Source organism: Nonomuraea salmonea (assembly GCF_042428605.1).
Classification (GTDB): domain Bacteria; phylum Actinomycetota; class Actinomycetes; order Streptosporangiales; family Streptosporangiaceae; genus Nonomuraea; species Nonomuraea salmonea.
The window spans coordinates 169,281-193,169 of record NZ_JBHMCF010000025.1; the positions used below are offsets into that span (position 1 = coordinate 169,281).

General features: G+C 68.6%; 33 protein-coding genes. 23 read left to right on the forward strand and 10 right to left on the reverse strand.

Annotated features, from left to right (window positions below; all coding sequences use genetic code 11):
• Positions 1 to 29: 29 nt before the first annotated feature.
• On the forward strand, positions 30 to 500 hold the full coding sequence (locus ACFFR3_RS23510) for a GNAT family N-acetyltransferase (protein ID WP_364377916.1): 471 nt from the start codon (positions 30 to 32) through the stop codon (positions 498 to 500).
• Here ACFFR3_RS23510 and ACFFR3_RS23515 read toward each other — a convergent pair.
• Entirely contained in the window at positions 460 to 1,425 is a 966-nt protein-coding gene (locus tag ACFFR3_RS23515) for a ketopantoate reductase family protein (RefSeq protein ID WP_379483846.1), read from the reverse strand. The genes ACFFR3_RS23510 and ACFFR3_RS23515 overlap by 41 nt on opposite strands.
• Before the next feature lie 152 nt (positions 1,426 to 1,577).
• Between ACFFR3_RS23515 and ACFFR3_RS23520 the strand changes: the two genes are divergently transcribed.
• Genes ACFFR3_RS23520 through ACFFR3_RS23530 form a run of 3 tightly spaced genes read left to right on the forward strand, consistent with a single transcriptional unit; the run spans position 1,578 to position 3,346 of the window.
• Positions 1,578 to 2,231: a TetR/AcrR family transcriptional regulator gene (locus ACFFR3_RS23520; protein ID WP_345395137.1), complete on the forward strand. Its 654-nt coding sequence runs from the start codon at positions 1,578 to 1,580 to the stop codon at positions 2,229 to 2,231.
• Between the two features lie 51 nt (positions 2,232 to 2,282).
• Positions 2,283 to 2,750 carry a Clp protease N-terminal domain-containing protein gene (locus ACFFR3_RS23525; protein WP_345395134.1) on the forward strand — a complete coding sequence of 156 codons (468 nt, stop codon included), beginning with the start codon at positions 2,283 to 2,285 and terminating at the stop codon, positions 2,748 to 2,750.
• On the forward strand, positions 2,747 to 3,346 hold the full coding sequence (locus ACFFR3_RS23530; protein ID WP_345395132.1) for a hypothetical protein: 600 nt from the start codon (positions 2,747 to 2,749) through the stop codon (positions 3,344 to 3,346). The genes ACFFR3_RS23525 and ACFFR3_RS23530 overlap by 4 nt, the downstream gene beginning before the upstream one ends.
• Here ACFFR3_RS23530 and ACFFR3_RS23535 read toward each other — a convergent pair.
• Positions 3,332 to 3,907 (reverse strand): TetR/AcrR family transcriptional regulator, encoded by a 576-nt coding sequence (locus tag ACFFR3_RS23535; RefSeq protein ID WP_345395130.1) that lies wholly within the window; start codon positions 3,905 to 3,907, stop codon positions 3,332 to 3,334. The two genes, ACFFR3_RS23530 and ACFFR3_RS23535, sit on opposite strands and share 15 nt — an antisense overlap.
• A 76-nt stretch (positions 3,908 to 3,983) precedes the next feature.
• Between ACFFR3_RS23535 and ACFFR3_RS23540 the strand changes: the two genes are divergently transcribed.
• Both ACFFR3_RS23540 and ACFFR3_RS23545 read left to right on the forward strand, forming a co-directional pair.
• On the forward strand, positions 3,984 to 4,484 hold the full coding sequence (locus ACFFR3_RS23540) for an FBP domain-containing protein (RefSeq protein ID WP_379483847.1): 501 nt from the start codon (positions 3,984 to 3,986) through the stop codon (positions 4,482 to 4,484).
• Positions 4,485 to 4,778: 294 nt separating this feature from the next.
• A complete protein-coding gene (locus tag ACFFR3_RS23545) occupies positions 4,779 to 5,363 on the forward strand; it encodes a hypothetical protein (RefSeq protein ID WP_379483848.1) in 585 nt (194 codons plus the stop codon).
• On the opposite strand, the gene ACFFR3_RS23550 is transcribed toward ACFFR3_RS23545, so the two are convergent.
• Complete coding sequence (locus ACFFR3_RS23550) at positions 5,307 to 5,930, reverse strand: DJ-1/PfpI family protein (RefSeq protein WP_379483849.1); 624 nt, start codon at positions 5,928 to 5,930, stop codon at positions 5,307 to 5,309. The genes ACFFR3_RS23545 and ACFFR3_RS23550 overlap by 57 nt on opposite strands.
• 55 nt (positions 5,931 to 5,985) lie before the next feature.
• On the opposite strand from ACFFR3_RS23550, the gene ACFFR3_RS23555 reads away from it, so the two are divergent.
• Positions 5,986 to 6,423 carry a MarR family winged helix-turn-helix transcriptional regulator gene (locus ACFFR3_RS23555; protein WP_345395122.1) on the forward strand — a complete coding sequence of 146 codons (438 nt, stop codon included), beginning with the start codon at positions 5,986 to 5,988 and terminating at the stop codon, positions 6,421 to 6,423.
• Positions 6,420 to 7,229: an alpha/beta fold hydrolase gene (locus ACFFR3_RS23560; protein ID WP_379483850.1), complete on the forward strand. Its 810-nt coding sequence runs from the start codon at positions 6,420 to 6,422 to the stop codon at positions 7,227 to 7,229. The genes ACFFR3_RS23555 and ACFFR3_RS23560 overlap by 4 nt, the downstream gene beginning before the upstream one ends.
• A 6-nt stretch (positions 7,230 to 7,235) precedes the next feature.
• On the opposite strand, the gene ACFFR3_RS23565 is transcribed toward ACFFR3_RS23560, so the two are convergent.
• Entirely contained in the window at positions 7,236 to 7,670 is a 435-nt protein-coding gene (locus ACFFR3_RS23565) for a GNAT family N-acetyltransferase (protein WP_345395113.1), read from the reverse strand.
• A gap of 135 nt (positions 7,671 to 7,805) precedes the next feature.
• On the opposite strand from ACFFR3_RS23565, the gene ACFFR3_RS23570 reads away from it, so the two are divergent.
• From ACFFR3_RS23570 to ACFFR3_RS23585, 4 genes are all read left to right on the forward strand, one after another.
• On the forward strand, positions 7,806 to 8,333 hold the full coding sequence (locus ACFFR3_RS23570) for a hypothetical protein (protein WP_364377894.1): 528 nt from the start codon (positions 7,806 to 7,808) through the stop codon (positions 8,331 to 8,333).
• Positions 8,334 to 8,532: 199 nt separating this feature from the next.
• On the forward strand, positions 8,533 to 9,144 hold the full coding sequence (locus tag ACFFR3_RS23575; protein ID WP_345395107.1) for a TetR/AcrR family transcriptional regulator: 612 nt from the start codon (positions 8,533 to 8,535) through the stop codon (positions 9,142 to 9,144).
• On the forward strand, positions 9,137 to 9,802 hold the full coding sequence (locus ACFFR3_RS23580; RefSeq protein ID WP_345395104.1) for an HAD-IB family phosphatase: 666 nt from the start codon (positions 9,137 to 9,139) through the stop codon (positions 9,800 to 9,802). The genes ACFFR3_RS23575 and ACFFR3_RS23580 overlap by 8 nt, the downstream gene beginning before the upstream one ends.
• 45 nt (positions 9,803 to 9,847) lie before the next feature.
• Complete coding sequence (locus ACFFR3_RS23585; protein ID WP_345395101.1) at positions 9,848 to 10,369, forward strand: hypothetical protein; 522 nt, start codon at positions 9,848 to 9,850, stop codon at positions 10,367 to 10,369.
• Between the two features lie 49 nt (positions 10,370 to 10,418).
• Here the strand turns inward: ACFFR3_RS23585 and ACFFR3_RS23590 are convergent, their stop codons facing one another.
• Complete coding sequence (locus ACFFR3_RS23590; protein WP_364377888.1) at positions 10,419 to 10,760, reverse strand: DUF5713 family protein; 342 nt, start codon at positions 10,758 to 10,760, stop codon at positions 10,419 to 10,421.
• Between the two features lie 124 nt (positions 10,761 to 10,884).
• Here ACFFR3_RS23590 and ACFFR3_RS23595 point away from each other — a divergent pair, with 124 nt between their 5' ends.
• The gene (locus ACFFR3_RS23595; protein WP_379483851.1) at positions 10,885 to 11,643 is read left to right on the forward strand and encodes an NAD(P)H-binding protein; all 759 of its coding nucleotides are present in this window, start codon (positions 10,885 to 10,887) and stop codon (positions 11,641 to 11,643) included.
• Positions 11,644 to 11,884: 241 nt separating this feature from the next.
• Positions 11,885 to 12,163: a hypothetical protein gene (locus ACFFR3_RS23600; RefSeq protein WP_345395092.1), complete on the forward strand. Its 279-nt coding sequence runs from the start codon at positions 11,885 to 11,887 to the stop codon at positions 12,161 to 12,163.
• Here the strand turns inward: ACFFR3_RS23600 and ACFFR3_RS23605 are convergent.
• Both ACFFR3_RS23605 and ACFFR3_RS23610 read right to left on the reverse strand, forming a co-directional pair.
• Positions 12,145 to 12,453, reverse strand: coding sequence for a hypothetical protein (locus ACFFR3_RS23605; protein WP_345395089.1), 309 nt, complete (start codon positions 12,451 to 12,453; stop codon positions 12,145 to 12,147). The genes ACFFR3_RS23600 and ACFFR3_RS23605 overlap by 19 nt on opposite strands.
• A 121-nt stretch (positions 12,454 to 12,574) precedes the next feature.
• The gene (locus tag ACFFR3_RS23610) at positions 12,575 to 14,194 is read right to left on the reverse strand and encodes a zinc-binding dehydrogenase (protein ID WP_379483852.1); all 1,620 of its coding nucleotides are present in this window, start codon (positions 14,192 to 14,194) and stop codon (positions 12,575 to 12,577) included.
• Between the two features lie 90 nt (positions 14,195 to 14,284).
• Here ACFFR3_RS23610 and ACFFR3_RS23615 point away from each other — a divergent pair, with 90 nt between their 5' ends.
• Entirely contained in the window at positions 14,285 to 15,229 is a 945-nt protein-coding gene (locus tag ACFFR3_RS23615; protein ID WP_379483853.1) for an AraC family transcriptional regulator, read from the forward strand.
• Between the two features lie 15 nt (positions 15,230 to 15,244).
• Here ACFFR3_RS23615 and ACFFR3_RS23620 read toward each other — a convergent pair whose 3' ends face one another.
• Complete coding sequence (locus ACFFR3_RS23620; RefSeq protein ID WP_364377876.1) at positions 15,245 to 15,622, reverse strand: VOC family protein; 378 nt, start codon at positions 15,620 to 15,622, stop codon at positions 15,245 to 15,247.
• 100 nt (positions 15,623 to 15,722) lie between these two features.
• Positions 15,723 to 16,754: an ABC transporter ATP-binding protein gene (locus ACFFR3_RS23625; RefSeq protein WP_379483854.1), complete on the reverse strand. Its 1,032-nt coding sequence runs from the start codon at positions 16,752 to 16,754 to the stop codon at positions 15,723 to 15,725.
• 192 nt (positions 16,755 to 16,946) lie between these two features.
• Between ACFFR3_RS23625 and ACFFR3_RS23630 the strand changes: the two genes are divergently transcribed.
• The 3 genes from ACFFR3_RS23630 (at position 16,947) to ACFFR3_RS23640 (ending at position 19,516) form a co-directional block, all read left to right on the forward strand.
• On the forward strand, positions 16,947 to 17,432 hold the full coding sequence (locus ACFFR3_RS23630) for a DUF5946 family protein (RefSeq protein WP_345395074.1): 486 nt from the start codon (positions 16,947 to 16,949) through the stop codon (positions 17,430 to 17,432).
• A gap of 518 nt (positions 17,433 to 17,950) precedes the next feature.
• Positions 17,951 to 18,754, forward strand: coding sequence for an SDR family NAD(P)-dependent oxidoreductase (locus ACFFR3_RS23635; protein ID WP_364377869.1), 804 nt, complete (start codon positions 17,951 to 17,953; stop codon positions 18,752 to 18,754).
• Between the two features lie 267 nt (positions 18,755 to 19,021).
• Positions 19,022 to 19,516, forward strand: a complete 495-nt coding sequence (locus ACFFR3_RS23640) for a GNAT family N-acetyltransferase (RefSeq protein WP_379483855.1) — start codon at positions 19,022 to 19,024, stop codon at positions 19,514 to 19,516.
• A 227-nt stretch (positions 19,517 to 19,743) separates the two neighbouring features.
• Here ACFFR3_RS23640 and ACFFR3_RS23645 read toward each other — a convergent pair whose 3' ends face one another.
• A complete protein-coding gene (locus tag ACFFR3_RS23645; RefSeq protein ID WP_379483856.1) occupies positions 19,744 to 20,532 on the reverse strand; it encodes an SAM-dependent methyltransferase in 789 nt (262 codons plus the stop codon).
• A 726-nt stretch (positions 20,533 to 21,258) separates the two neighbouring features.
• Between ACFFR3_RS23645 and ACFFR3_RS23650 the strand changes: the two genes are divergently transcribed.
• The 5 genes from ACFFR3_RS23650 (at position 21,259) to ACFFR3_RS23670 (ending at position 23,854) form a co-directional block, all read left to right on the forward strand.
• Positions 21,259 to 21,519, forward strand: coding sequence for a CopG family transcriptional regulator (locus tag ACFFR3_RS23650; protein WP_326631480.1), 261 nt, complete (start codon positions 21,259 to 21,261; stop codon positions 21,517 to 21,519).
• Complete coding sequence (locus ACFFR3_RS23655) at positions 21,516 to 21,929, forward strand: DNA-binding protein (protein ID WP_379483857.1); 414 nt, start codon at positions 21,516 to 21,518, stop codon at positions 21,927 to 21,929. The genes ACFFR3_RS23650 and ACFFR3_RS23655 overlap by 4 nt, the downstream gene beginning before the upstream one ends.
• Positions 21,930 to 22,324: 395 nt before the next feature.
• Complete coding sequence (locus ACFFR3_RS23660) at positions 22,325 to 22,570, forward strand: hypothetical protein (protein WP_345395059.1); 246 nt, start codon at positions 22,325 to 22,327, stop codon at positions 22,568 to 22,570.
• A 185-nt stretch (positions 22,571 to 22,755) separates the two neighbouring features.
• Entirely contained in the window at positions 22,756 to 22,986 is a 231-nt protein-coding gene (locus ACFFR3_RS23665; RefSeq protein WP_345395056.1) for a PIN domain-containing protein, read from the forward strand.
• A gap of 622 nt (positions 22,987 to 23,608) precedes the next feature.
• Positions 23,609 to 23,854 carry a hypothetical protein gene (locus tag ACFFR3_RS23670; RefSeq protein ID WP_379483858.1) on the forward strand — a complete coding sequence of 82 codons (246 nt, stop codon included), beginning with the start codon at positions 23,609 to 23,611 and terminating at the stop codon, positions 23,852 to 23,854.
• Positions 23,855 to 23,889: the final 35 nt, after the last annotated feature.

A 23,889-nucleotide genomic window follows, 5' to 3' on the forward strand; every position in this document is an offset into this window, starting at 1 on the left:
CCCGCGCACCCCTCCGTAGGCTGAGCCGCATGAGCGCCCCCACACCCCTGCGGCACGTCCCCGTCACCCCGGCCAACTTCGGCACCGCGTGCGCCGTGCGGGTCCGTCCTGACCAGGAACGGCTGGTGGGCCCGGTGATGAAGTCGCTGGCCGAGGCGTACGTATACCCCGCGAACGCCTGGCCTCGCCTCATCCTCGACGGCGACGAAGCGGTGGGCTTCTTCATGGCCTTCATCGACATCGACTGGAACGGCAAAGGCGTCGACTTCCGTTCCGGCCTGTGGCGGCTGAACGTGGCGGCGGACGCGCAGGGCCGCGGCGTCGGCCGGTTCGCGGTCGCGTCGGTGGCCGCCGAACTGCGGCGCCGGGGCAGCACGCGGCTGTACGTCACCTGGCATCCCGGCGACGACGGCCCCGAGGGCTTCTATCGCAAGCTGGGGTTCCGTACGACCGGCGAGGTCAGCGAGGGCGAGACGGTCGGTGTGCTCGACCTGGCGTGAAGTACGGCTCGGCCGCCTCCAGGCGGGGCGTGGGGACGTTCAGCCGGCGGGCCTCCGCCAGCGTGTCCCGGCAGATCTCCCGCGGCTCCTCGGCCTCGGGGTCGGAGTGGGCCGCGAAGTTGCCGCGTACCAGAGGAAAATGAGCGGTCAGCCACGCGAGCGCGGGCCCCGTCAGCCAGGTGGGCGCACGGAACGACCGCACGGTGGCCCGGTGCCGGCGCAGATCGACGCCGCGCGCCTCGACGAGCGGGAGCAGCTCGCGCGTGACCCGCATCGCCTCGCGCAGGTCGCCGGCCTTCCCCACCAGGTCGGTCAGCGAGCCCAGCCGCACGCCCTGTGAGTGGAGCCCGGCATTGGCCACGAAGTGCAGCCACAACCAGCCGCGGAAGTCGGGCCGCTCCTTGACGCGGAAGCCGGCCGTGCGGAACGCCTGGCGTGCGGCCCGCTCGCGTACGGTCGGGGGCCGGCCGAGGGTGCCGAAGACGACCGACGACAGCAGCGTCCCCCGAAGCACCCCGTCATCGCCGAACCCGCCCCCTGCCTGCGGGAAACCCCACGCGACCCGGGCGGGCGGCAGGTCGCCCATGGCGGCGAGCGGCTCGGCCCAGAGATTGCCGAAGACCAGCACGGTGGCCTCGCCGAGGCGCGGCGCGAGGAAGGCGGCCGCCTCCGGGAGACGGTGATGCGGCACGCTCAGCACGATCAGCTCGAAGTCGTGGTCTTCTGGGAGTGTCTCGCGGTAGCGCGCCGGGTACGTCCCGGCGACGCGCCACCGCCCCACCCGTCGCCGCGTGTCCGTCAGGTCGAGGTCGACCGTCTCCCCGTACGTCGCGGCGCGCCCCGGCCGTACGTAGAACTCGACGTCATGCTCCGCCTGCCGCAGAGCCCAGCCGTAGATGCCGGCGATCACGCCCCGGCCGAACATGAGGATCCTGATGCCACACCTCGCTATGATGAAGTGGAGATAATCTCCACTTCTGGAACATATGGAGACGGATTCCGCTTTGTCAACACGGGATGTCACATGATCGCCGGAAAGCCGCTGCGCGCCGGCACTGAGCGGGCACGAGGTGCCGTATGACCGCTGGGAGGCCGCTGCGCGCCGACGCCCAGCGCAACCGCGCGGCCCTGATCGCCAAGGCCCGCGAGGTCTTCGACGCGGGAGACTTCTTCGATCTGCGCTTCGACGACTTCGCCCAGCTCGCCGGAGTGGGCGTCGGCACGCTCTACCGCCACTTCCCCACCAGGGAGGCGCTGGCCGAGGCGGTCTACCACGAGGAGATCGCCGCGCTGTGCGAGCGCGCCCGCCATCTGCAGTCGGCACTCCCCGCGGCGGAGGCGCTGGCGGCCTTCCTGCGCGGCATGGTCGACCACATGCACGCCCACCAGGGCCTCGCCCGCACGCTGGCAACACTCATGACGAGCGGCTCGGAGCCGGTGGCCGAGGGCAGCCGCACGCTGGAGGAGGCCGTCACGGGCCTGATCGCCGCCGCCGCGAACGCGGGCGCCATCCGCGACGACGTGGGCCCCGGCACCGTGATGATGGCGCTGCACGGCATCGGCGCCGCCCACGACCGCCCCGACTGGCGTGCCGAGGCCGACGGCGTCATCACCCTCCTGCTGGACGGCCTGCGCTCGGCTCAGACGTCCGATCGAGGTGATCCTTCCGCCGGGCGTCAGCGTTCCGGAGCATCGTGGACGGAGATCGGGCATAGCATGGGCGTCACCTGATCGGCCGCCCAGAAGCGGTTCGCCCTCAAGGAAGGCAGCAGCGCCGAGCCCATGATCGACGACCTGCAGACGTTCACCCGCTACACCGATCGCGCCCGCATCGTCGTGGTCAAGTCCCAGGAAGAGGCCCGCGCGTCCAAGCACGCGCAGATCGAGCCGGCCCACCTGGTGCTGGGCCAGCTGCACCAGCCCGACGCCCTGGGCGCCGTCACGATGGCCGCGCTCGGCGCGCCCGTCGAGACGGTGCGCAACGCGCTGGCGGCGGCGCTCGGCACGGGCCCGGGGAGCGAGGAGCAGTTCCTGCCTTTCGCGGCCCAGAGCAGGAAGGCGCTCGAACTCGCCGCCCGCGAGTCGCTGCGCCTCGGCCACGACTGGATCGGCACCGAGCACCTCCTGCTCGGCGTCCTGTCCCTCGACGACGCCCCGGTGGTGGGCGTGCTCGCCGGCCTCGGCGTCACCAAGGAGCCGGCCGAGCAGCACATCCTCCGTACGGTGGACCGGCTCCGCAACCCCAGGTGACCGGCGACGCGATCACGGAGGCGAGCCGCCGCGTCTACGAGCAGCTGCGCGGCGGTGACCTCGACCATGACACGCTGCTCGACCTGGTGATCGTGCTGGACGACCACGGCGTCAGCACCCCCGCGGCCAGGGAGTTCCTGGAGTCCGACCCTGCCGACCTGTCCCGGGTGGCGCGGGCGGTCCTGCGGGAGACGTCGTTCGAGCCGCCGTTCGCGGTCGAACCCGGCTGGTGGCGCACCCTGGAAGAGGCGCTCGCCGTCGTGGAGCGCGACGCCCGCGCCACCGGCGTCACCGGCACGCTGCGGCTCAACGTCCCCGACTGGGACCCGCACGGGTACGCGCGCGTGGAGTTCCGCGGCGCCTACCAGGGCAACGGCATGGCCCCCTCGACCGGCAGCGACCCGGTCTGGGCCCTCGCCGCCGTCGCCGACGCCGCCCAGGAGGTCATCATGGAGATGATCTGGCGGGCCTGGCCCGTCTGTCCCGAACACGACCGCGGCCTGTGGGTCGCGCACCTGGACGATACCGTCGCCTGGCGCTGCACGTACGGCGGCGCCCACCTGGTCGCCGCCGTCGGCGAGCTACCCTCCGTCTGAAGGCCAGTTGCGCAGGACGGCGTCGAGCGCGTCCAGGGTGCGGTTCCAGGACTCCTCGACCGAGCGCGGGGTGTGCCGGAACCCGCCGGCCATCTCCAGGCTCACGTATCCGTGGAAGGTGGCGCCCAGCATGCGTACGGCGTCGGTCTGGGCGGGATCCGGCAGGTCGTAGCCGCGCAGGATCGCCCGCGTCATCGCGGAGTGGCGCGGGGCCGCGCTGTCGGCGGCGGTCTCGTAGTCCATCTCCAGCTGCGCGGCGGCGTACCGGCCCGGATGTTCCTTCGCGTAGCCCCGGTACGCGTTGGCGAACGCCACCAGCGCGTCCTTGCCCGACCGCCCGGCGAGTGCGGTGGCGGCGCGCTCGGCGAGCTCGGCCAGGGCCAGCTTGGCCACCCTGATCCGAAGGTCCTGGAGGTCCTTGACGTGTGAGTACAGGGCCGCCGGCTTGACCCCGAACGCGCGCGCGAGCGCCGAGACGGTGACGTTCTGGAAGCCGATCTCGTCGGCCAGCTCCGCCGCCGCCTGGGTGAGGCGTTCCGCGGTCACTCCCGCACGTGCCATGCGCTGCCTTTCCTCCGCTTGCTACGCTATTTAATCACTTGCTTACGACCTTTAAGAAGGACTAGCGTCGCCGCCCATGCGTCCCATCACAGATCACGACATCCGTACATCTTTCATCAACTGCTCCAAGGGTGAGGCCAAGCGGCTCAGCACCCCCAAGGATCTCGCGGACCTCCCGTGGGACGACCTCGACTTCCTCGGCTGGCGCGACCCGGGCGCCCCCGAGCGGGCGTACCTCGTCGCCGACCACGGCGGCGCGCTCACCGGCGTCGCGCTGCGCGTGACGTCCGGCGCGGCGCGCGCGTTCACCTCCCGCAGCATGTGCTCGCTCTGCCTCACCACGCACACCAACGGCGGCGTCGCGCTGATGACCGCCCGCCGCACCGGCGAGGCCGGCCGCCAGGGCAACACCGTCGGCCAGTACGTCTGCGCCGACCTCGCCTGCTCCCTCTACACCAGGGGCAGGAAGAAGGCGCCCGGCGACGGCGCGCTCATGGACGAGTCGCTGACCGTGGAGGACAAGATCGCCCGCGTGCGGGTCAACCTGGAGGCGTTCCTGGACAAGGTGACGGCCTGATCACCTCGTCCAGCAGCCGGCCGGCGCTCTCGGCGGGCGACTCCCCCTCGCTCGGCCGCGACCCTGCCCACGGCGCGGATGCGCTCGCGCAGCCGGTCCATGCTCCAGCCCACCTCGGCGTAGTAGCCGGCGCCGAGCGCGTCGACGTCCACGAACCACCGCCCGGTGGCGGCGGCCACCGCCTCTCCCAGCGTGCTCTTCCCGGCAGCGGCCGGCCCGATGAGCACCATCCACGCGCGCATCCCCCATTTTCCCGCTGACGGTGAGGGGGCGCGCCTCGGTAGCGTGCCCGCCATGCGACTCACGGACGTGACCTCCACCATGGAGACGATCCTCACCGCACTGCCCACCGTCCCGCCCTACCGCGTCGGCGGCACGAGCGCCGCCCTCCTCCAAGGCGTGCACTTGCCCGCCGGCGACATCGACGTCCTGGTGGCCCGGCGCGCCGACGTCGACACCTTCGCCGCCGCCCTCTCCCCCTTCCCCTGCCCCTACCCGGCCGCCTGGCTCCCCGAGACCGCCCAATACTTCACCCGGTACGAGGTGAACGGGGTGATCGTGGAGATCAGCACGGTCGAGCGGGAGACCGACTCCGACGGCATGGAGTGCATCGGCCGCGGCCCCTGGCAGCACTGCGTCCAGGTCACCTGCGGCGCCCATCGGGTGCCCGTGGTGCGCCTTGAGCTGCGGCTGGCGACCGAGCTCGCCCGCGACCGCCCCGACCGGTACGAGCCCATCCTCGGCCACCTGGCGGCCCACGGCTGCGACGCCGCCCTCCTGCGCAGGGCGCTGACCGCCAACGGCGTCCCGGTGCCGGCCGCTCTAGGGGAACTTCCTCTTGAGCAGGTCTTTGGCGGCCTGAGGGGCCTTGGCGGGTGAGCCGGCGTCGAAGGGCGGCTGGGGGTCGTACTCGATGGCGAGCTGGATCGCCTCCGCCGTCGTCCGGTCCTTGAGCCGCGCCACGAGCGCGAGCGCCATGTCGATGCCCGACGACACCCCCGCCGCGGTCACGACCTCGCTCTGGAAGACCACCCGCTCCGGCGTGTAGGTCGCGCCGAACGACTCCAGCACGTCCACGGCGCCCCAGTGCGTGGTCGCCGACAGCCCCTTGAGCAGCCCCGCCGCACCCAGCAGCAGGGACCCGGTGCACACCGACGTCGTCCATGCGCTCGTCTCGTGCATCCGCCGGATCCAGTCGAGCAGCGGGCGATCGTCCAGCAGCGCCCTGGCCCCTGGCCCTCCCGGGACCAGCAGCACGTCGCAGGCGTCGATGTCGTCGAAGGCGGCGTCGGCGGTGAGGGCCAGCCACTTGGGGACGTCGCGGACGGGCCCGGCCTGCTCGGCCACGAAGACGATCTCGGCGTCCGGCAGGAACTTCAGCACCTCGTACGGGCCGACGGCGTCGAGCGCCGTGAACCGATCGAACAACGGAATGGCGATGCGCACGGCGACTCCCTCGGCAGAGGCGAATGCTTGCTTTTCTAAGTTAGCATGTTAAGTTGTGAACAGGAATCTCAGCTTCACCCTGCACGTCCTCACCGCCCGCCTGGACCGCGCGGCCGACCGGCTCCTGCGGGCCGAGCACGACATCTCCTACAACCGCTTCCTGGCCCTGACCCTCGTGGGGGAGCTCGGCGCCTCGACGCAACGTGCCCTGGCCGACGCCCTCGGGGTGACCGAGCCGTCGGTGAGCCGCATGACGTCCGTCCTCGCCGCCGACGGGCTGCTCGACGTCCGGCCCGACCCGGGCGGCGGCCACCGCCGCCACCTGAGCCTCACGGACAAGGGACGGCAGCTCGTGGCGTCGGTCCAGCAGGGCTTCGAGGAACGGATGACCGCCCTCGTCGCCCACAGCGGGGTGCCGTACGCCGAGTACGCCCGGCACACCGCGCAACTGCTCGCCACCCTCGACCATGCAGAACAGGAGCGAACCCTATGAGCCAGAGCACCATCTCCTCCGCCGACGGCACCCCGATCTGCTACCGGACGTCCGGCGCCGGCCCCGGCCTCATCGTGCTCGGCGGCAGCCTGCGCGCCTCGGATGACTACCTGCCGCTGGCCACCGACCTGTCCCGCTCCTTCACCGTGCACCTGGTGGAGCGGCGAGGCCGCGGCGCCAGCGGCCCTTTAGGACCCGGGTACGCCTTGGCACGTGAAGTGGACGACCTGCTCGCCGTCCAGGCGGAGACCGGCGCCCGGCTGGCGTTCGGCCACAGCTACGGCGGCCTCGTCATCCTGGAGACCGCCCGGACATCTCCGGTTTTCGAGCGCATCGTGGCGTACGAGCCCGGAGTGCCCGTCGCCCCCGTCCCGACCGCCTGGATGTCCCCTTACCGGGAACGGCTGGCCGCGGACGATCCTTACGGCGCGTTCGTGCACTTCATCCGCGGGTCGGGGGGCGCGCCGGCCTTCATGGCGAAGCTGCCGTACTGGTATCTGCGCTTCGCGCTGCGCATCGGCTTCCGCGGGCCGAGCTGGCAGCGGATGCGTCCCCTCCTGGCGGCCAACGTGGCCGAACACGAGCAGATCGCCGCCCAGCAGGGCAAGCTCGCCGGCTTCGCGGCCGTGAAGGCCGCGGTCCTGCTCTTATGCGGCAGCCGCACCCCCGGCCGGTCCGAGTACGCCGCCCTTCGCGACACCCTGATCGACGCCACCCTCGAAATCCTGCCCGGCCTCAACCACTTCGGCCCGGAAGGAAAGACAGCCCCGCTCGTGGCCGACCACGCCCGAGCCTTCCTCCTTTGACCTGTCTCAGTTGGGGTGACGCTCCATGAGGTCGGGTTGGCGCTCCATGAGGTCGGGGTGGCGCACCATGAAGACGTCCACCTCATCCTCGGCCTCTCGCGTGAACCCGTGCCGGTCGTACAACCGCCGCGCCGAACTGCCCTGCAGCACGTTCAGCCGGACCACGGCCCCTTCCCGATCACACCGCTCCAGCAGCCTGCGCAGCACAGCAGTGCCGATGCCCCTGCCCTGCAACTCCGGCGCCAGATAGAAGTGCTCCAGCCAGTAGCAATCGTCCGCCACCCGCAGCGCCACACACCCGGCGAAGTCACCACCCACCTCGATCACCCACGTGTGCGCCGGCACGAACCCATCCCGCAGCCGCTGCCGCACCCGACACTCGTCGTACCGCCCGAGCCGCTCAAGGTCCTCCCTGAGCACCAAGGCCCGCAACTCAGCCACAGCCGCAACATCGCCCATCACAGCAGGCCGAAGCGCCCAATCCCCCACAAACGCGATGCTATCGCCCCACTGCGGCGCCTGCCGGAGCTGTGCTGCCGCGGGGAGGCATCAAGCCTGACGATGCATAATCGCCAGATGTTCGACTTCGTCATCAGTGGATACCGCCCCACATGGCTGAGCGGCGGCCCGGCCGTGGCCGCCGCGCATGGCGCGAGACTGGCCATGCTGGAAGGCCGGAAGCTGACGCGCGCTCTCCTGGTGTGGGATCTCGACGAGGACAGCTGGTTCTCCGATGGCCTGATCCTTCTGGATTTCGAGGGAGAGCAGGTCGAGATCGTCCACCACAAGTTCCATGACATCTCCCTTACGTGGAACGTGGTCGACCCGGCTCAGCCGCTGGATTGGGCCGGCCAGGGATTTCGGCTGGCCTGGCGAGAAGGCGTACCGGCTGAATTGGCGCGGCTGCAGGGGCAGAGCCTGCAGGCCGTGGAGCTGCTGACGTGGATGGGGGAAGACCTGGCGTACGGGACGGTGGCTGTCGGATTCGTTTTTCCGCAGGGCCGAGTGACCATCTACAACGCTCTTGATGAGAACGGCATGGACTTCGGAGAGCCCGATCAGCAGTACGCACGCCAAAGCCTGACGAGCGGCTTGCCTGGCTGAACGAGGTCGCGACCGTGGGCACTGACATCTACATCTCCATTGGGACTCGCCACCCATGTGCTGAAGAGGACTGGTACGAGGGAGAGCCATGGTCGCCGGCCGCGGACCGCCGGCCGACGTCTCGGCCGCCATCCGTCATGCCCACCACTGAGCAAATCACATGGACACCGACGGCCATTCGGCTGTAGACACTGTCTACATGAAAGCAGAAGCGGGCCTGAAAGACCGTCTGGTGTCGTGCGCGACCGCCATGGTCACCGAGAGCGGCCCCGAGAACGTCACCCTGCGCGCGATCGCCCGCAGCGCCGGGGTCTCACATGGCGCTCCGCTCCGCCACTTCGCCGGAAGGGAAGCCCTGCTGTCGGCCGTCGCCGCTCAAGGGTTCCGCGATCTCGCCGCAAGAGGCCGGGGCGTCCTCGCCGGGCTGCCTCCCGCGTACGACAGCGGGCAACGGCTGCAGGCCGCCTGCCGTACCTACGTGGCGTTCGCCTTCGACGAGCCCGGGATGTTCGCGCTGATGTTCCGCCACGACCTGGTCGACCCGCGGGAACCGGAGCTGGCGCGCGTCAGTCTGGAGGTCTTCGACACTCTGGTGGAGCTGGTACGAGCCCACCAGGCCACCGGCTGGCAGCACCGTACGGACAGCCGCCGGTTGGCGGGCGCCCTGTGGAGCGCGCTGCACGGCTTCGCCCAGCTGTGGATCTGGAACGCCCTGCCCACGGCGACCGGCGCCGCGACCCCCGATGCCGTCCTGGAGGTCCTTCTCCGGGCCTTCGACCTGCCCGCCGTCGGAGGTGCCGGCGATGCCTGATCCGTACCAGCGGGTGGCCGTCTTCGACCTCGACGGCACCCTCGTACGAGGGGACTCCTTCGCCCGCTTCCTCCGGCTTCTCCTCCTGCGCCGGCCGATCCGCGCGGTCATCTCCTTGCTGTCGGCGATCATCCTGGTCCCGCTGTTCCTGATCTCGCGGACGCGCCGCCGAGCAGTGGCCGGGTTCCTCTGGCTGGCCACGATCGGCGTACCACCTCATCGTTTCGAAGCGCTGGCGGAGGAGTTCGCGCTCGCGCACGCCGCCGAGCCGCGCCGCATCGCCATCACCCTCGACCGCCTCCGCTCCCACCAGCGCGCCGGCGACCGCGTCATCATCGTCACGGGCTGCGCCGACCCGCTGGCCGGCGCCGTGTGCAGGGCACTCGGCCTGGCCGGGGTCGAGGTGATCGCCGCCCGCCTCGAACACTCCCGGCGCGCGCACCGGGTCGCGGAAGGCTGCCTCGGCGCCGACAAGGTCCGCCGTCTGGAACAGGCGGGTGTCGTCCCGCCGATCGAGTACGCGTACAGCGACAGCGCCGTTGACCTGCCCCTCCTCCGCGCCGCGAAGCACCCCGTCCTCGTGGGCCCCTCACCCCGTACGCGGCAACGAGTCCGGGCGGCCCTGGGCACGGACCCCGCCGTACTGCCACTCGATTAGGCCGTCCACGGTGATCGTCGGGGGCGGAGTCTATGCTTCCAGCCCATGACCACAGACGAGACCCCTGTCATCCACGTCAAGCAGCTGGTCGTGGAGGTGGATTACAGCCAGGTCTATCTCGCGGACGAGGGATACGTCGCCGGCTCTTTCGAGGACACGCCGAATCCCCCTGTGGGAGTCATCCGCGTGGAGAAAGGCATTGCCTTACTCGCTGTGGGACCGCAGTGGGGCCCGGTGGACTTCACGGTGGCCGTCGCCGACCGAGATCCGGGCACCGAATTCGACGGATACGAAGACATCGTCGAGATCAGCTATGAGTCCCCGACCGGTCGGCTTTCCCTGCTGGAATGGGGAGGCGCGAACACGCATCCTCTTCCTCCCTTACCCGCCGGCCCTCACACATATCGTGTGCGCTACCACATGAGAGGCATGGACGAAGAAGTCGCGATGGAGGTAGGCGACCACTATTTCCTGCAGGTCTGGCCCGAACCGCCACGCGCCCCCACCGTGCTCAAATCAACGAGCTCATCCTTCCGATACTGGCTTGACTCCCAACGGGATTCATGAGCCCGCGTTCACATAGCGCGGATCATCCCGAAGACCCCCGGCTGATACGTCACCACTCGCGGGTCGCGATCAGCTCCTCCGCGTCCGCGTCCGCGAACCCGTAGGCCGACGCCACGAACCAGAAGTCCTCGGCGATCACTTCGCGGGCCACGGTCTCGATCTCGCTGCCGGCGGCGTCGAACTCGGCCTCCAGTTCGTTGAACTCCTCCGTCGCCGCGTGGGTGAGGACGTACAGCGCCGCCAGGTCCGCCGGCCGCTCGTCCTCGATGCGCTCACACAGCCGCAGCAGGATCTGTCTGCCCTTGTCGACGACGTGGTCGGGGTAATAGCCGTCCTCGTACATGCCCTTGAGAAAGGCGTGGCCGGCTGTCCGCGGGTCGGTGGGGGGCACCCTGATCTCCTGTCCTCGCCCTGGTCCAGGATGCCGATGCTGCACCATGCCACCGACAAATGAGTGGCGCAGCGTCACCGGGCGGGAGTTCACTGGTGCGATCGTCCTGAGGAGGAGCACTTCTGTGATCGCGATTTCAGCCGCTTCCGGTGCGCTCGGCCGTCTCGTCATCCAGGCAGTACGCGCTCGGGCCGAGGTGGTGGCCGTGGTGCGCGATCCCGGGCGAGCTCCTGAAGGCGTCCCCGTGCGGCGCGGCGACTACGACGACCCCGCGAGCCTGCGCGAGGCCTTCCAGGGAGCCGACCGTCTCCTTCTGATCTCCTCCCCCGAGCTGGACACCGCCCGCAGGATCAGGCAGCACCTGAATGCCGTGACCGCCGCCAAGGAGGCCGGCGTCGGCGCGATCGTCTTCACCAGCTTCCTGGGGGCCGACACCGTAGCCACCGGCCTGACCGAGGCCTATCACACCACCGAACAGGCCATCCTCGACAGCGGCCTGCCGTACACGCTGCTGCGTCACCCCTTCTACAGCGACGCGTTCGTCCCGCAGGTCTCCAATGGCGAGATCACCAGCAACACCGCAGGCCGCGGCCTGAACACGGCCTTCAGGTCGGACCTGGCCGAGGCAGCGGCGAACGTACTGACGGGCGAGGGGCACGACGGCCACGCGTACGACTTCACCGGGCCCCTGTGGAGCTATCCCGAGGTCGCCGAGGCCCTGAACGTCACCTACCGCGAGGCGCCCGACTCCGGCCCCATGAGCTGGATCTCCGCCCAGGTGCGCACGGGCGCCCTGGAACGCCAGACCCCCGATCTGGAACGCGTACTCGGAAGGCCCGCAGAAACGATCCTTTCTCGCGCTCAGACCATAGGTGGACGCTGATCACCGGATCGGGCATCCTTATCTTCCTTATGTCGGCGATCGGATGGCGACGGCTATGGGCATGGGAATGTTCGAAGGTCTGTTTCTGATAGTGCTGTGGATCATTCCTGCAGTGGCATTGTTCTTCCTCATCTACTGGGCGGTCCGACTCGCCATCCGACACGAGAAGCAATGGGCACCGCCTCCGCGCGACGCCGGCCCTCGGCGTAGTCCCCGACCGCGACGCCAGCCCGAATGAGCCGTGGAACGCCCAACGAAAGGGATCGCCCGGTTCGCCGCAGCTCATCCTGTACGCCTCGGCGTGATCGCAGGCTCTTCCACCGGCGCGCTGATGGTCTTCTTCTCGCTGATCGGTGACGCGCTCGGCGCCGAACACGCCCTGGCACTCGATGCCTTGCTCCTCTGCCTCGGCATCGCCGTTTTCCTCAGTGTCACTTTCGTAGGCTTGGGCTACTTCGGACGCCTGCATTCCTCCCGACCGGATGGGAACGAGCGGCCAGGTCAGGACGAGCCAGGCTGAGAATCGATGAACTCCTCGAGCAGCCGGAAGAGCGTCTCGATGGCGACCGGCTCCAACTCGGCAGGAACCTCGCTGTACGGCTTGAAACCGACAGGTTCGATGAACCACAGGACGAGCCCTGGCCATGCGTAACCGCTCTCGCGCCCGATACGACCGACAAGCCATTCGCGGAAGCCGTCGAGCGTGCGGCCCCCTAACGCGAAGTCACAGCCGTTGAGGAAGGCGACCACCGTCGAGAAGTTCAAAGGCCACACGCACATTCCTGGAGCGCGCCGGAAGTCCTTGAACACCCCCGGAAATCTGGGCGATATCGCGTTCGGCATGCTGGGCCTACCTCTCCTAGATCCCGTTCTCACCGGAGACCGAGGTTCGGAAGAACTCCGCTTGGGTGAGGGCGTCCGCCGGTCCTGATCAAGCATCGATCGTCACGACGACCTTCCCGCGCACCCGGCCGCGCTCGGCGTCCCGGTGCAGGTCAGCCAGGGCTTCCAGCGGGCGAACGTCCGCTTCGACGCGAACGGCGCCCGAGTCGATCAGCGCCACGAGCTCCGACAGCTGACCCACGTCGTTGCGGGCGACGAACTGGACGGCGTGCGGATGCGCGATCGGCTGAGTGATGGAGACGAATGCCCTGGCCAACCGCGTCACCGACGCGGGCACGTCGGGAACCAGGTTGATCAGCACGTCGTTGCCGCCCGGCAAGGGAGCGGCGGTGTAGTCCACGATCTCGTCGGCGCCCAGCCCCCGTACGGCCGCCGCGCTGCGCGGGCTCGCGGTCGCCACCACGTACGCGCCCGCATGCTTGGCCAGCTGAACGGCGAACATCCCCACGCCCCCGCCGGCCCCGTTGATCAGCACCCGGCTGCCACGGCCGATGCGGGCGTGCTCGAAGACCGCCTGCCAGGCGGTGAGCCCGGCCACCGGCACGGCGGCCGCGTCCGCCAGCGGGATCCGTTCCGGCGCGCTGGTCAGCAGGCTCGCCTTCGCGACCGCGTAACCGGCCGCCGCCCCGTCGATGAGCCCGATCACCCGATCGCCGGGAGCGAAGTCACCCGCCCCGGTGACCACGGTGCCCGCGACGTCCCAGCCGAGCGTATGCGGCAGCGTGCCGCCGAACACCTCCCGCAGCAGCCCCATCCGCAGCCCGACCTCCGACGGGTTGAACGACGTCGCGGCCACCCTGATGAGCACCTCGCCCGGCCCTGGCTTCGGCACCGGCACCTCGTCCAGCGAGATCACCGACGCGTCGCCGTACTCGTGGATGCGGGCGGCCCGCATGCTGCCGAGGAAGTCGGCGGCGTGCTCGCTCGCCCACGTCTCGAACGTGCTCGCGGGCGCTCCGGTGACCTCCTCCACGGTCCCGGTGGCCGGGCCTGGCTCGGCCAGAGCGCGCAGCATTTCGTCCACGGCCTGCTCGGGCCACCCCAGTTTGACCAGCCGGGTCCTGGCCTCCTCCGGGGGCTCCTCCTCCCAGCGGACCGGCCGGCCGATCGCCGCGCCGATCGCCCGTGCCTGTTCCCGCTGGGTCATCGGCCGGGGTCCGGTCAGCGTGTAGACCGCTCCGTGGTGCCCTTCGCCGAGCAGCGCACGCACGGCGACGGCTGCGACGTCCCGCTCGTGGATGGGGGAGAAGGTCGCATCGCCGTACGGCTGCCGCACGACGCCCGCGCGGACCTGCTCGGCCCACCGCAGGCTGTTGGCCGCGAACGCGTGCGGCCGCAAGACCGTCCATTCCCGGGCGTTCTCGGCGATCAGCCGCTCGATCCCGATCTCGGACGGACGCGCGGCGGCGGAGGACAGATAGACCACCCGCCGCGCCCCGACCAGCTCCAGCAGCTCGCGGGCGCCCTCGGCCGTGGCGAACGGCCACAGTAAGAACATCGCGTCGACACCGTCGAGAGCCGCCTCCAGCGCGACCGGGTCGGTCAGCTCCCTCGTGATCGTACGGACGTCGGCGCCCGCGTCCTCGACTTGCTTCACCAGCGAGCGGCCGATGGTGCCGGTCGCCCCGCTGACCAGGACTTTCCTCATGGCGTCCACCATAGAAGCGTTAGGAGAGCCGCCCAATGCTTGTTCGTGCGCGATTCATACGCGATCGTCTTCCCCCTTAGACTCCGTTGCATGGATGTGCTCAGCGACGTGGTCGCCTCCATGCGCGCGGGCGTGCCGCGCTCGGCGCGGGTCGAGTGGCCGGCGCGCTGGGGGCAGCGGTTTCCCTCCGCACCCGGCTCGGCGGGTTTCCACGTGGTGCTGCAGGGCTCGTGCTGGGCGATCCCGCCGGAAGGTGAGCCGATCGCGGTCGGAACGGGCGACGTGCTGTTCTTCCCGCACGGACACGGCTACGCGCTCGCCGACTCCCCCACCAGCCCCATCGCGGAGCCGTACTGCGACCCCGACACCCCCGCCGAACTGTTCGCCTCGGCCTCCCTGGAGGGCGCCAGGCCCGTCACCGTGACGCTCTGCGGCGGCTACCGGCTCGACTCCAGCCAGGCGCATCCGCTGCTCAGAGAGCTGCCCGCGATGATCCACCTGCCTGCCGAGCTGGGGCACGACACCGAGCTGCGCGCCGCCGTCGAGCTGCTCGGGAAAGAGATCGGCGGCCCGCGACCGGGCGCCGACCTGGTGGTGTCGGCGCTGCTCGACATGCTCCTGCTGTACATCCTGCGCGCCTGGTTCGACGTCTCGATGGAGCACTGCGAGGCCGGCGGCTGGACCGCCGCGCTGGCCGACCCGGCCACCAGCGCCGCGCTCGACGCCATCCACCGCGACCCCGCCCACCCGTGGACGGTCGAGTCGCTCGGCCGCCGCGCGGGGCTGTCCCGCGCGGCGTTCTCCCGCCGATTCACCCAGTACGTCGGGCAGCCACCGCTGGCGTACCTGACCTGGTGGCGGCTGGGCACGGCCGCGCGCATGCTGCGCGACTCCGACGCCGCGCTGAGCGAGATCGCCGGCGCGATCGGCTACGGCTCGGAGTTCGCCTTCGCCAACGCCTTCAAACGCCAGTACGCCATGGCCCCCGGCAGATACCGCCGACACGGCTGCCCAGCACCCCCGTCCTTGAGGTGATCGGCTGCGCCCGTTCTACCGCGTGAACAAGCAGAACGGATGCCCCGCGGGATCGAGATAGACCCGCACATCGTCCTGGGGCTGGTAGCCCGCAAGCGTCGCCCCCGCCTCGACGGCATGGGCTCCTGCGGTCTCCAGATCGTCCACCTCGATGTCCAGGTGCATCATCATCTGCTGATCCCCGGGCCCGGCCGGCCACGTCGGCCGCACATGAGCCGCCTCGGTCTGGAACGACAACCCCGCCCTTTCATCAGGCGCACGAAGAACCACCCAATCAGATTCCTCTTCTCGTACGTCCCAGCCGAGCAACCGCTGATAAAAGGCCGCCAACGCGCGAGCATCAGGCGCACCGAGCACCGTCGCCGCCAACACCATCCGTGGCCTGTCGATCACGCCACCTCCCAGCCTGGTCGATGAGCGACCACCTCTGCCCCTGAGCCCGAACCTGCATCCTGACGCTGGCGTCCTGTTTTCGAGCATCACGGAGATTCCCTTACATGTATGCCCTGGCCTGCAAATTGAAAAGTTCGTGGTACAGGCCGCCAGAAGCGAGGAGTTCGTCGTGGGTGCCGACTTCGATGACGCGACCGGCTTCCATCACCACGATCAGATCAGCCATTCGCACGGTGGAGAAGCGATGGGAAACCAGGACGGTGATCCCGCCGTTGTGGCGGGTCGTGCGCGATGAGGCGGCGGCGAAGCGTTCGAAGAGAGCGTGCTCCGCCTCCGGGTCCAGAGCAGCCGTCGGCTCGTCCAGTACGAGGAGGAGGGGCCGCGGCCGCATGAACGCGCGTGCGAGGGCGAGCCGTTGCCACTGGCCGCCCGACAGATCGACGCCGCCGGCGAAACGGCGTCCGAGCTGCGTGGCCGAACCTGCCGGGAGTTCCGCCAGAACGTCGGTGGCGCCTCCTCGGCGTGTCGCTGCCCGGAGGGATTCGGGGTCGTTCATCCGGGCGAGATCACCGATCCCGATGGTCTCCTGGGCCGTGAACTCGTACTTCACGAAGTCCTGAAAGCCCGCCGAAGTTCGCTCATGCCAGGATCGCGGGTCGAGCTCGTGCAGATCGATTCCGTCGATCTCGACGACGCCGTGGGTGGGGTCGTACAGCAGGAGCAGTTTGGCGAGGGTCGATTTCCCGGCGCCGTTGTCGCCGATGATCGCAACCGTGCTTCCCGCCGGCAGGAACAGGTTCAGGTCGCTGACAGCCTGTCCGGACGATCCCGGATAGCCGAAACTCACGCTGCGGAGCCTGATGCCGTCACGCAGACGGGTAGGTGCCGGCGTCCGTCCCGACGGCCATGAGTGCTCCTCGGCGTAACGACGCAGCCATCGCAAGCCGGCGACGGTGTCCAGCATGCGCGCCATCTGGCGCGTCGACGTCGCAAGCCCGGAGGCGGTCCGGTCGAGTTGCGGGATCAGCAGCACCACCATGGCCACGTCGCCCGCGTGCAGGGCACCCATGCGCGTCTGCCACAGGACGAAGGCGATGGCGCAGCCATAGCCGATGGTGAAGAGCATCGTCATCACGAGGTCCCGCCAGATGGCACGGCGGAAAGCCGCCCATCGGGGGACATCCCGGTCGCGGTGCAGGCGCTCGAACTCGTCCAGGAGCCGGGCGCGCAACCCGTAGGCACGGATCTCCAGACCATGCCGGGGGGATGAGCCGGCGCCGATAAGACGTCGCCAAGGTCGGGTCCGGCCACCTATGTTGCGGGCATGGCAGATATCTCCATGACGGACAGGTGCGACTGCGGTGCGACGGCCGGCCCACTGGGCATGTGCGTGGACTATTACCACGGGATTCTGGCCGAGGAGCAGTCGGATCCGCAGATGTTCAGGTGGCACGCGTGCGTGGTCGTGACATATCTCCTGCAGCATCCTTCCAGAGCCCACGAGAAATACCTCGACGACCAGTATCGCCAGTTGCAGTTCTACGTGGATCAGGGCCTTGACGCGCTGCTCCGCCTGGCGGCCCATCGGGTGTCACGCAACAACCACCGGGCACGGCCGAGCTACGACACGGCACCGTTGACGGCATACGCACCGCTCCCGAAGGGCGAACCTCCCGGCTTCTCGGCTTCGTTCAGCGGCCTGCCGGTCAAGGACGACAGCTTCGTGTTCGACGGGCATTCCGCGTACGGGGATCGCATCAAAGCCATCGCCGAAGCGACAGTGGAGTCCTGGAAATCCGTTCGGAGCTGACGCCCTCGAAGCTCGAAGGCCGACACCCGCTGAACACTCCGGCGCACAAGCTGTCCGGTCGGCCATGTACGACATCAGCCCAGCAGTGGCGACCGTGAAACTGCATCTGCATCAACCCCGGTGTGTGCGCTGACGAAGGGCGAGCGTGCGGCGCCCGGCCGGTGTCCTGCCGACGGCCGGGGCCGGCCTCAGGCCGCACGCCCGGACCGGCGGACGGGCGCAGGGCCAGAGCCCCTGCTGCTGCGCATCACGGCCGCACCTTGCTCCATACGAGAGCTACTCGGCGATGTTCCGATCGAACACCGTAGCCCGACGCGCCTCGGCGATGAGTTGCCCGAGGTGTCGATCACGTGCACTGGCCCTCTGCCGCTATTCGAGGTCGCGTGGAATGCGACGTCCGATATCAGCTGAAATTGCTAGTCTGATTCACGCCAGCCCTCATCACGAAATCGCTCGTAACGTACTCAGCGAAAACGTCATCCGTCTTTCGAGTGGAAATCAGGACGAGGGAATAAGACATGGATCTCCAGCTTTCCGGCCGGGTTGCAGTTATCACCGGTGCTTCCAAGGGCATCGGCCTGGCCGTCACCCGTACCCTCCTCGACGAAGGGGTCCGTGTCGTGGCCGCTTCGCGGACGAGCACCCCCGAGTTGGAGGCGCTCAGTGGCGACCTGCTGCATGTTCCGACCGACCTGATGGACCCTGAGGCCCCCGCCCAGATCGTCGAAAAGGCCGTGACGGAGTTCGGTGGGCTGGACATCCTGGTGAACAACGCCGGCGGCCCACCGCCCGGCGTGACTCTGCCGCGCTTCGGGTTCCTGGCCGCCACTGATGAGGACTGGCGGGCGATGTTCGAGTTCAACCTGTTCTCGGTCGTACGCACCGTTCGGGCGGCCATCACGCCGATGCTCGCCCGCGGCGAAGGGTCGATCGTCAACATTTCCTCGGCCAACGCCCACTCGCCCGCGCCCATGAACGTCGATTACAACGCCGCCAAGGCGGGCCTCAACAACCTGACCAAGGCGCTGTCGGAGGAATTCGCGCCCCAGGGCATCCGGGTGAACACCGTCTCCCCGGGCCCGGTGCGTACGGCCTGGTGGACGAAAAGCGGTGGCGCGGCCGACATCATCGCCGCCCAAGCGGGAACCGACCGCGACAGCGTCATCAACAAGGTGGCACCCGAGATGATGAAGCTGACGACGGGCCGTCTGGCCGAGCCCCAGGAGATCGCCGACGTGGTCGCCTTGCTCGCCTCACCTCGCTCAGCCAGCACGACCGGCGCGGATTTCGCCGTCGACAGCGGGTTCCTCAAGCAGATTTGACGACCGATCGACGCCGCAGCCCAGGTCACCCGAGTATCCCGGATGACCTGGGCTTTTGCGTATGGAGCGGGTGGCGGGATCGAACCCGCGCTCTGTTCGCTCCGCCGGCCAAGGGTGACGGTGGGCGGTGCATTCGCCATCGTTGATCAAGTGGCCACTCTTGCGCGATCATTGCGCGTGACTCGCGACCTGTCGACACCGCCCGTCATTCTCTCCGGCTCCCTAGCTGGCTCCCGTCAACCCGTGCTAGCCGCCCCCGGAGGCCTGTTGCTCCGTCCTTGGGAACGGGCCGACGCACCGGCGTTCCTGGCCGCGTACCAGGACGACGAAATCAGGCGCTGGCACACGCGTCGTCCCTCGAACGAGGCCCAGATCCTGGAGTGGTTCGACACCTATCACCAGGACTGGAAACGAGAGAAGGGCGGCCACTGGGCGATCACCCGCGACGGCGGCGAGATGCTCGGCCGGATCGCACTACGCGGCCTGGATTTCGACGACGGCACCGCCGAGGTCGCCTATTGGGTGCTCCCTGCCGCTCGCGGCGCCAGCGTCGCCGCTCGCGCCCTGACAGCGCTCACCGATTGGGCCCTTGCCGAGATCGGCTTCCAGCGCCTGGAGTTGGACCACTCGACGCGCAACGCAGCCTCCTGCAAAGTCGCCACGAGGTGCGGCTATCTCTTGGAAGGCACCAAGCGGAGCGCCGCGGTCCACGATGACGGCAGACACGACATGCACCTGCACGCCCGCATCCGAGGCGACTGATCCTGTCCGGTGAATAGGCAGAACCGTGTTACGTCACGGATGGAGGCGCATGTGAGGCCGGGCAGTTGCGATCGTCAGGCTGTAGCTGCGCGGTGGTATGGAGCGGCGAGCGGAAGCTGATCACACTGCCGTCACGAAGGGTTCTGGGCGTGCAGAATGCGGACAGATAACTGGATCACGGCCCGTCGCCGGCATCGTGGGATGACCCAACCGGCAGGGCGTCCCCGTCATTCCACCGGGACCAGCGTCAGATAGACAAGCCCGAGAATTCCGCGATAGCCGGTCAGGTACGAGACGCGCTGCCGGTCGGCGTCGGCGCGCAACTTCGCGGCCTTGGGATGGTCGGCGTTGGCGGCCAGCCATACCTCGACATCGGCAAGATAGCCCGCCTCGAACTGGTCCCACTCCTCCTGGGAGGCGACTTCCAGCCACTCCACCCGGAACCCGGCCTGCACCGCCGCCTCGACCATGCCGTCCAGCGGAAGGTGGTCATCGGGCTTGGCGCCTGGCCACATCCTGGCCAGCTCATCCGGCTGCGGCCGGCGTTCCCAGAACCCCTCGCCGTACAGCACGCGGCCGCCGGGGTTGACCAGCCTGCGCAGCTCCTTCAGCGCCTCGCCGTACTGGTCGGGTGCCGGGGCGTCGCTGAGCGCCTGCCCGGAGCCCACGCACAGCACCACGTCGGCGGGACCGCGCTGCGTGCCGGTGGCCGACTCATTCAGGTACTCCATCCGATCCGCCAGACCGCGACGGACCGCGAGGGCCCGGCCACGATCCAGATCGCGATCGAGCAGGTCGATGCCGATGCCCGTAGCGCCAGGCGCGGCGGCGAGCAGCCGGAGACTCAACTCGCCCCAGCCGCAGCCGATGTCCAGCACGCTCTTCGGTTCCGTCGCAGCCAGACGCGCGACGAACCCCGCGGCCCGCTCCTCGCCCAACGGCCCGTGGAACGTCAGCCTGCTCCGATGTGAGGCAAGCTGGTCGGGGGCCGGCTCGTCTGTCGTCTGCTCAGTCATGTACGCCAAGGCTAACCACAACGGATACGCTCATGCACCTGCATTAAGCCGCAATCGGGCTGGTCCAGGGGCCGGTGGCCGGTTTCATGCCCGCGAACGATCGAAGACCAAAGTCCAAGTACCGAGTCCACCGATCCACCTGGGCCTTCACTGTGAGAGCGGGTGACAGGAACGAACCCGCGCCGTCAGCCTGGAAACCGCATCGATCACGGCTCGCTGGGGCACTGAGCTGGCCAAAAGGCTGGTCCTGAGTGACCGTGGTTGGCCCCTCGTCACCCCTCTTGATGGCCCTCTAATGGCCCGTTGATCAGCCTGCCGCCTGGTGTTACTCGTGCAACACGCGCGCCGGGTGGTCGGTGGTGAACTACACCGGTGAGGGCATATACGAGGCTGATGAGCGCCCTAATTGCGGGCTGGCTTGGAATCGTGTTGGTCGCCGGTGCCTTCCTGCCACAGTATGAATGGAGCGGGTGACGGGAATCGAACCCGCGCTGTCAGCTTGGGAAGTCTTCCAAGATCAAAGCATCTGACCAGGGGAAGCGCTCACCTGGGCCAATGGCGGTCGGGTGACCGTGAGTTCCCGCGACTCTCCGTTGATCGCTGTCCGAACGGGCACGCGACGGGCACGGCTGGCGGCGCTGCCAAAGGACGCAAGAAACCGATCAGCTCTCGCCGATACACAACTCCCTCAGCGACTACGGGAGGATGGGAGGTAGGATAGAGGGTATGAGCGAGCCTACTGGCAAGTATTCGATCACCATGCCGCGTGACATCGCCGAGGCCGCCCGATCTCGGAGTGGCCCTTCCGGCCTGTCCGCCTACGTCGCCGCCGCCGTCGCTCGCCAGATCGAGCGCGACAACCTCAACGAACTCATCCAGGTCGCCGAGGCCGAGCACGGCCCCATCACCGACGATGAGGTCCAGGCACTGCGTGACCAACTCCACCAGACCCGACGAGGACAGGCCGATGGTGGGGCGGCTGCGTGACCCGTTCTCCCGCCGCTCCTGGCGGCACCCTTGTCCTCGACAGCGAGGGACTGGCCAAGGCCGTCCAGCGCGACCGTACGATCACCGCATGGCTCACTCTCGCCCGTGCTGACGACCTCCGCGTCATCACCTCTGCCGCCACTCTTGTCGAGGTGGTCCACCCCCGCGTCAACCGGCCAGCCCTGGAATGGACGCTGTCCCGCCTCGTCATCGAACCGGTCACCGAAGCAATCGCCCGCCACGCCGCCATGCTCTTGTCCAACACCGGTCTGCACGGGCATAAGCACGCCATCGATGCCATACTCGGCGCCACCGCTCTCGCAGCCCCAGGCCCCGTCACGATTCTCACTTCCGATCCCGAGGACCTCGCCGCACTGTGCGGTGCACGCCTCACTGTCATCAAGGTTTGAGCCATGCCCTGGACCCCGCTGACTCCAACCGCGTAATGGCGCGCAGAGACCAACAGCCCGAGGAAGCAACGAAGCCCAGGTACCGGATCACCGGTTCACCTGGGCTCTCATACTGAGAGCGGGTGACGGGAATCGAACCCGCGCTGTCAGTTTGGGAACCGGCTACTGATCTTGCCGCGCTGAGCTGGGAAACGATGGTGCAGGCCGGAGGGTATCTGCTGCTCGTGAATAGCCGTGAGTGACCGCGGCTTCCCGCCCGTTCTGGCACGCATCTGGCACGAAACCTAGATGTCGGAAGGCTCCTGCGAGCCTGAAGGTGATGATTACGGTCGGACGCCGACCCTTGGGGGTGGTGCTGCTGCCGCCAGCGGAACTGCTTGCGTAGACTCGTGGGCATGAGCGCTGACCATGCGCATGAGGAGCTTCACCATCTGGTGGACCGGCTGTCGCCCGACCAGGCACGTCGGCTGCTGCGCTTGGTCAAGACGGATCCGGAATTGGCTGAGGCGGCCGACGAGGAGCCGTCTGAGCCAGTTCGGCATCGTCGGCTGTCGATCGCCGGGATCGGCGCATCAGGCGAAGGAGATCTGTCAGAACGGGTCGAAGATCTGCTGGCGGAGCGGTTCAATCGGTCGGTGTGACCGCCAGACTTCTGGACACCGGCCCGTTGATCGCTGTCGTCGATCGAGATGACAGGCACCATGTCTCATGTGTACGGCTTCTTGAGTGCCTGAAGGGGCCGCTGCTCCTTCCATCGACAATCTTGATTGAAGCCGGCGCGACGACCGGTTGAACCTAAGCTGTACACGCCCAGTTTCTTGATCTCGTGATCGAAGAGTTCGAGCTGGTTGAGCTGCTTCCTGTGGATGTGCGGCGGATGGCCGAACTCGTCCGGCTCTACAAGGATGCTCGACTCGACCCTGCTGACGTGTCCGTGGTCGCCATTGCCGCGCGTCTGGGCATCACACAGATCGCGACGATCGACCGACGGGACTTCACGCTCATACGCCCTCGGCACGTGTCAGCGTTCAGTTTGCTGCCAGAGATACTTGCCTGAAAGATGGGAATCGGCCCGGCGCCGTCAACTCGGGGTCGATGAGTGGCCATCTTTGGAAAGGGCCCGGGAAGGGACCATCGTGTCCACGAGTGCCCGTTCGAGGGCGGGTATTGGCCAGCCCATCGTGTAACTGGGCAACGGGCGGGCCGACGGCGAGCGAAGCGAGCGGGGTTCTCAGGGGGTCGAAGGGGGCGGAGCCCCCTGGGCGACACAGACTGGAGCACCCGTGCGCGAAGCGCCCCAAGTGGAAGGCCATGCAGTGGGGCCCAGGAAAGGCTTGGAGCGGGTGACGGGAATCGAACCCGCGCTGTCAGCTTGGGAACTGGATCGATCACGGCGCACTAGGGTACTGACCTGCGCGGAGGGCCGGTCCTAAGTGACCGTGGTTGGCCCCTCGTTACCGCCCTTAATGGCCCGCTAATGGCCCGACGATCAACCCGCGACCTGGTGTTTTCCGCGCGACGCGCACACGCCGTCCGCCTGATCATCCGCTCTGCCGCCGACCCACCCGAAGGGGAAGCGGGCCAGGGCCACGCGGCAATCATCCCGGAGCCGGAGCCCCCCGCCGAAGGCGCGTTCTGGAGGAATGATGAGTGCTGTGCCCGACCTACTGTGGGATGACGTGAAGACCCTCTTCGACCCCGAGGCCAACGGAGCGTTGCCTGACGTTGTTGTAGAGGGAACGGCTCTCGAGGACTGGCAGGTCCTGCTGGATCTCGTTCGGGAGCAGGGTTGGCAGTACGCCTACTCGGTGGGTGGCGAGCCAATGGAGCTCACTTCGGCTGCTGACATGGCCGTGGCTGCCCATGCCGGCGGCGTCCCTGAGCTGAGAGTCACCCCCGATCTGAGAGGGCGGTTCGCGAGTTGATGTCCCTTTGATCGCTTGCGCTGCATGAGATGGCA

Excerpts from the sequence above, each read along its gene's own strand:
- ACFFR3_RS23510 (WP_364377916.1), top strand. The coding sequence starts at position 30 with ATGAGCGCCCCCACACCCCTGCGGCACGTCCCCGTCACCCCGGCCAAC.
- ACFFR3_RS23515 (WP_379483846.1), bottom strand. The coding sequence starts at position 1,425 with ATGTTCGGCCGGGGCGTGATCGCCGGCATCTACGGCTGGGCTCTGCGG.
- ACFFR3_RS23520 (WP_345395137.1), top strand. The coding sequence starts at position 1,578 with ATGACCGCTGGGAGGCCGCTGCGCGCCGACGCCCAGCGCAACCGCGCG.
- ACFFR3_RS23525 (WP_345395134.1), top strand. The coding sequence starts at position 2,283 with ATGATCGACGACCTGCAGACGTTCACCCGCTACACCGATCGCGCCCGC.
- ACFFR3_RS23535 (WP_345395130.1), bottom strand. The coding sequence starts at position 3,907 with ATGGCACGTGCGGGAGTGACCGCGGAACGCCTCACCCAGGCGGCGGCG.
- ACFFR3_RS23540 (WP_379483847.1), top strand. The coding sequence starts at position 3,984 with ATGCGTCCCATCACAGATCACGACATCCGTACATCTTTCATCAACTGC.
- ACFFR3_RS23545 (WP_379483848.1), top strand. The coding sequence starts at position 4,779 with ATGCGACTCACGGACGTGACCTCCACCATGGAGACGATCCTCACCGCA.
- ACFFR3_RS23560 (WP_379483850.1), top strand. The coding sequence starts at position 6,420 with ATGAGCCAGAGCACCATCTCCTCCGCCGACGGCACCCCGATCTGCTAC.
- ACFFR3_RS23570 (WP_364377894.1), top strand. The coding sequence starts at position 7,806 with ATGTTCGACTTCGTCATCAGTGGATACCGCCCCACATGGCTGAGCGGC.
- ACFFR3_RS23575 (WP_345395107.1), top strand. The coding sequence starts at position 8,533 with ATGAAAGCAGAAGCGGGCCTGAAAGACCGTCTGGTGTCGTGCGCGACC.
- ACFFR3_RS23580 (WP_345395104.1), top strand. The coding sequence starts at position 9,137 with ATGCCTGATCCGTACCAGCGGGTGGCCGTCTTCGACCTCGACGGCACC.
- ACFFR3_RS23585 (WP_345395101.1), top strand. The coding sequence starts at position 9,848 with ATGACCACAGACGAGACCCCTGTCATCCACGTCAAGCAGCTGGTCGTG.
- ACFFR3_RS23610 (WP_379483852.1), bottom strand. The coding sequence starts at position 14,194 with ATGAGGAAAGTCCTGGTCAGCGGGGCGACCGGCACCATCGGCCGCTCG.
- ACFFR3_RS23615 (WP_379483853.1), top strand. The coding sequence starts at position 14,285 with ATGGATGTGCTCAGCGACGTGGTCGCCTCCATGCGCGCGGGCGTGCCG.
- ACFFR3_RS23625 (WP_379483854.1), bottom strand. The coding sequence starts at position 16,754 with ATGACGATGCTCTTCACCATCGGCTATGGCTGCGCCATCGCCTTCGTC.
- ACFFR3_RS23630 (WP_345395074.1), top strand. The coding sequence starts at position 16,947 with ATGGCAGATATCTCCATGACGGACAGGTGCGACTGCGGTGCGACGGCC.
- ACFFR3_RS23635 (WP_364377869.1), top strand. The coding sequence starts at position 17,951 with ATGGATCTCCAGCTTTCCGGCCGGGTTGCAGTTATCACCGGTGCTTCC.
- ACFFR3_RS23645 (WP_379483856.1), bottom strand. The coding sequence starts at position 20,532 with ATGACTGAGCAGACGACAGACGAGCCGGCCCCCGACCAGCTTGCCTCA.
- ACFFR3_RS23650 (WP_326631480.1), top strand. The coding sequence starts at position 21,259 with ATGAGCGAGCCTACTGGCAAGTATTCGATCACCATGCCGCGTGACATC.
- ACFFR3_RS23660 (WP_345395059.1), top strand. The coding sequence starts at position 22,325 with ATGAGCGCTGACCATGCGCATGAGGAGCTTCACCATCTGGTGGACCGG.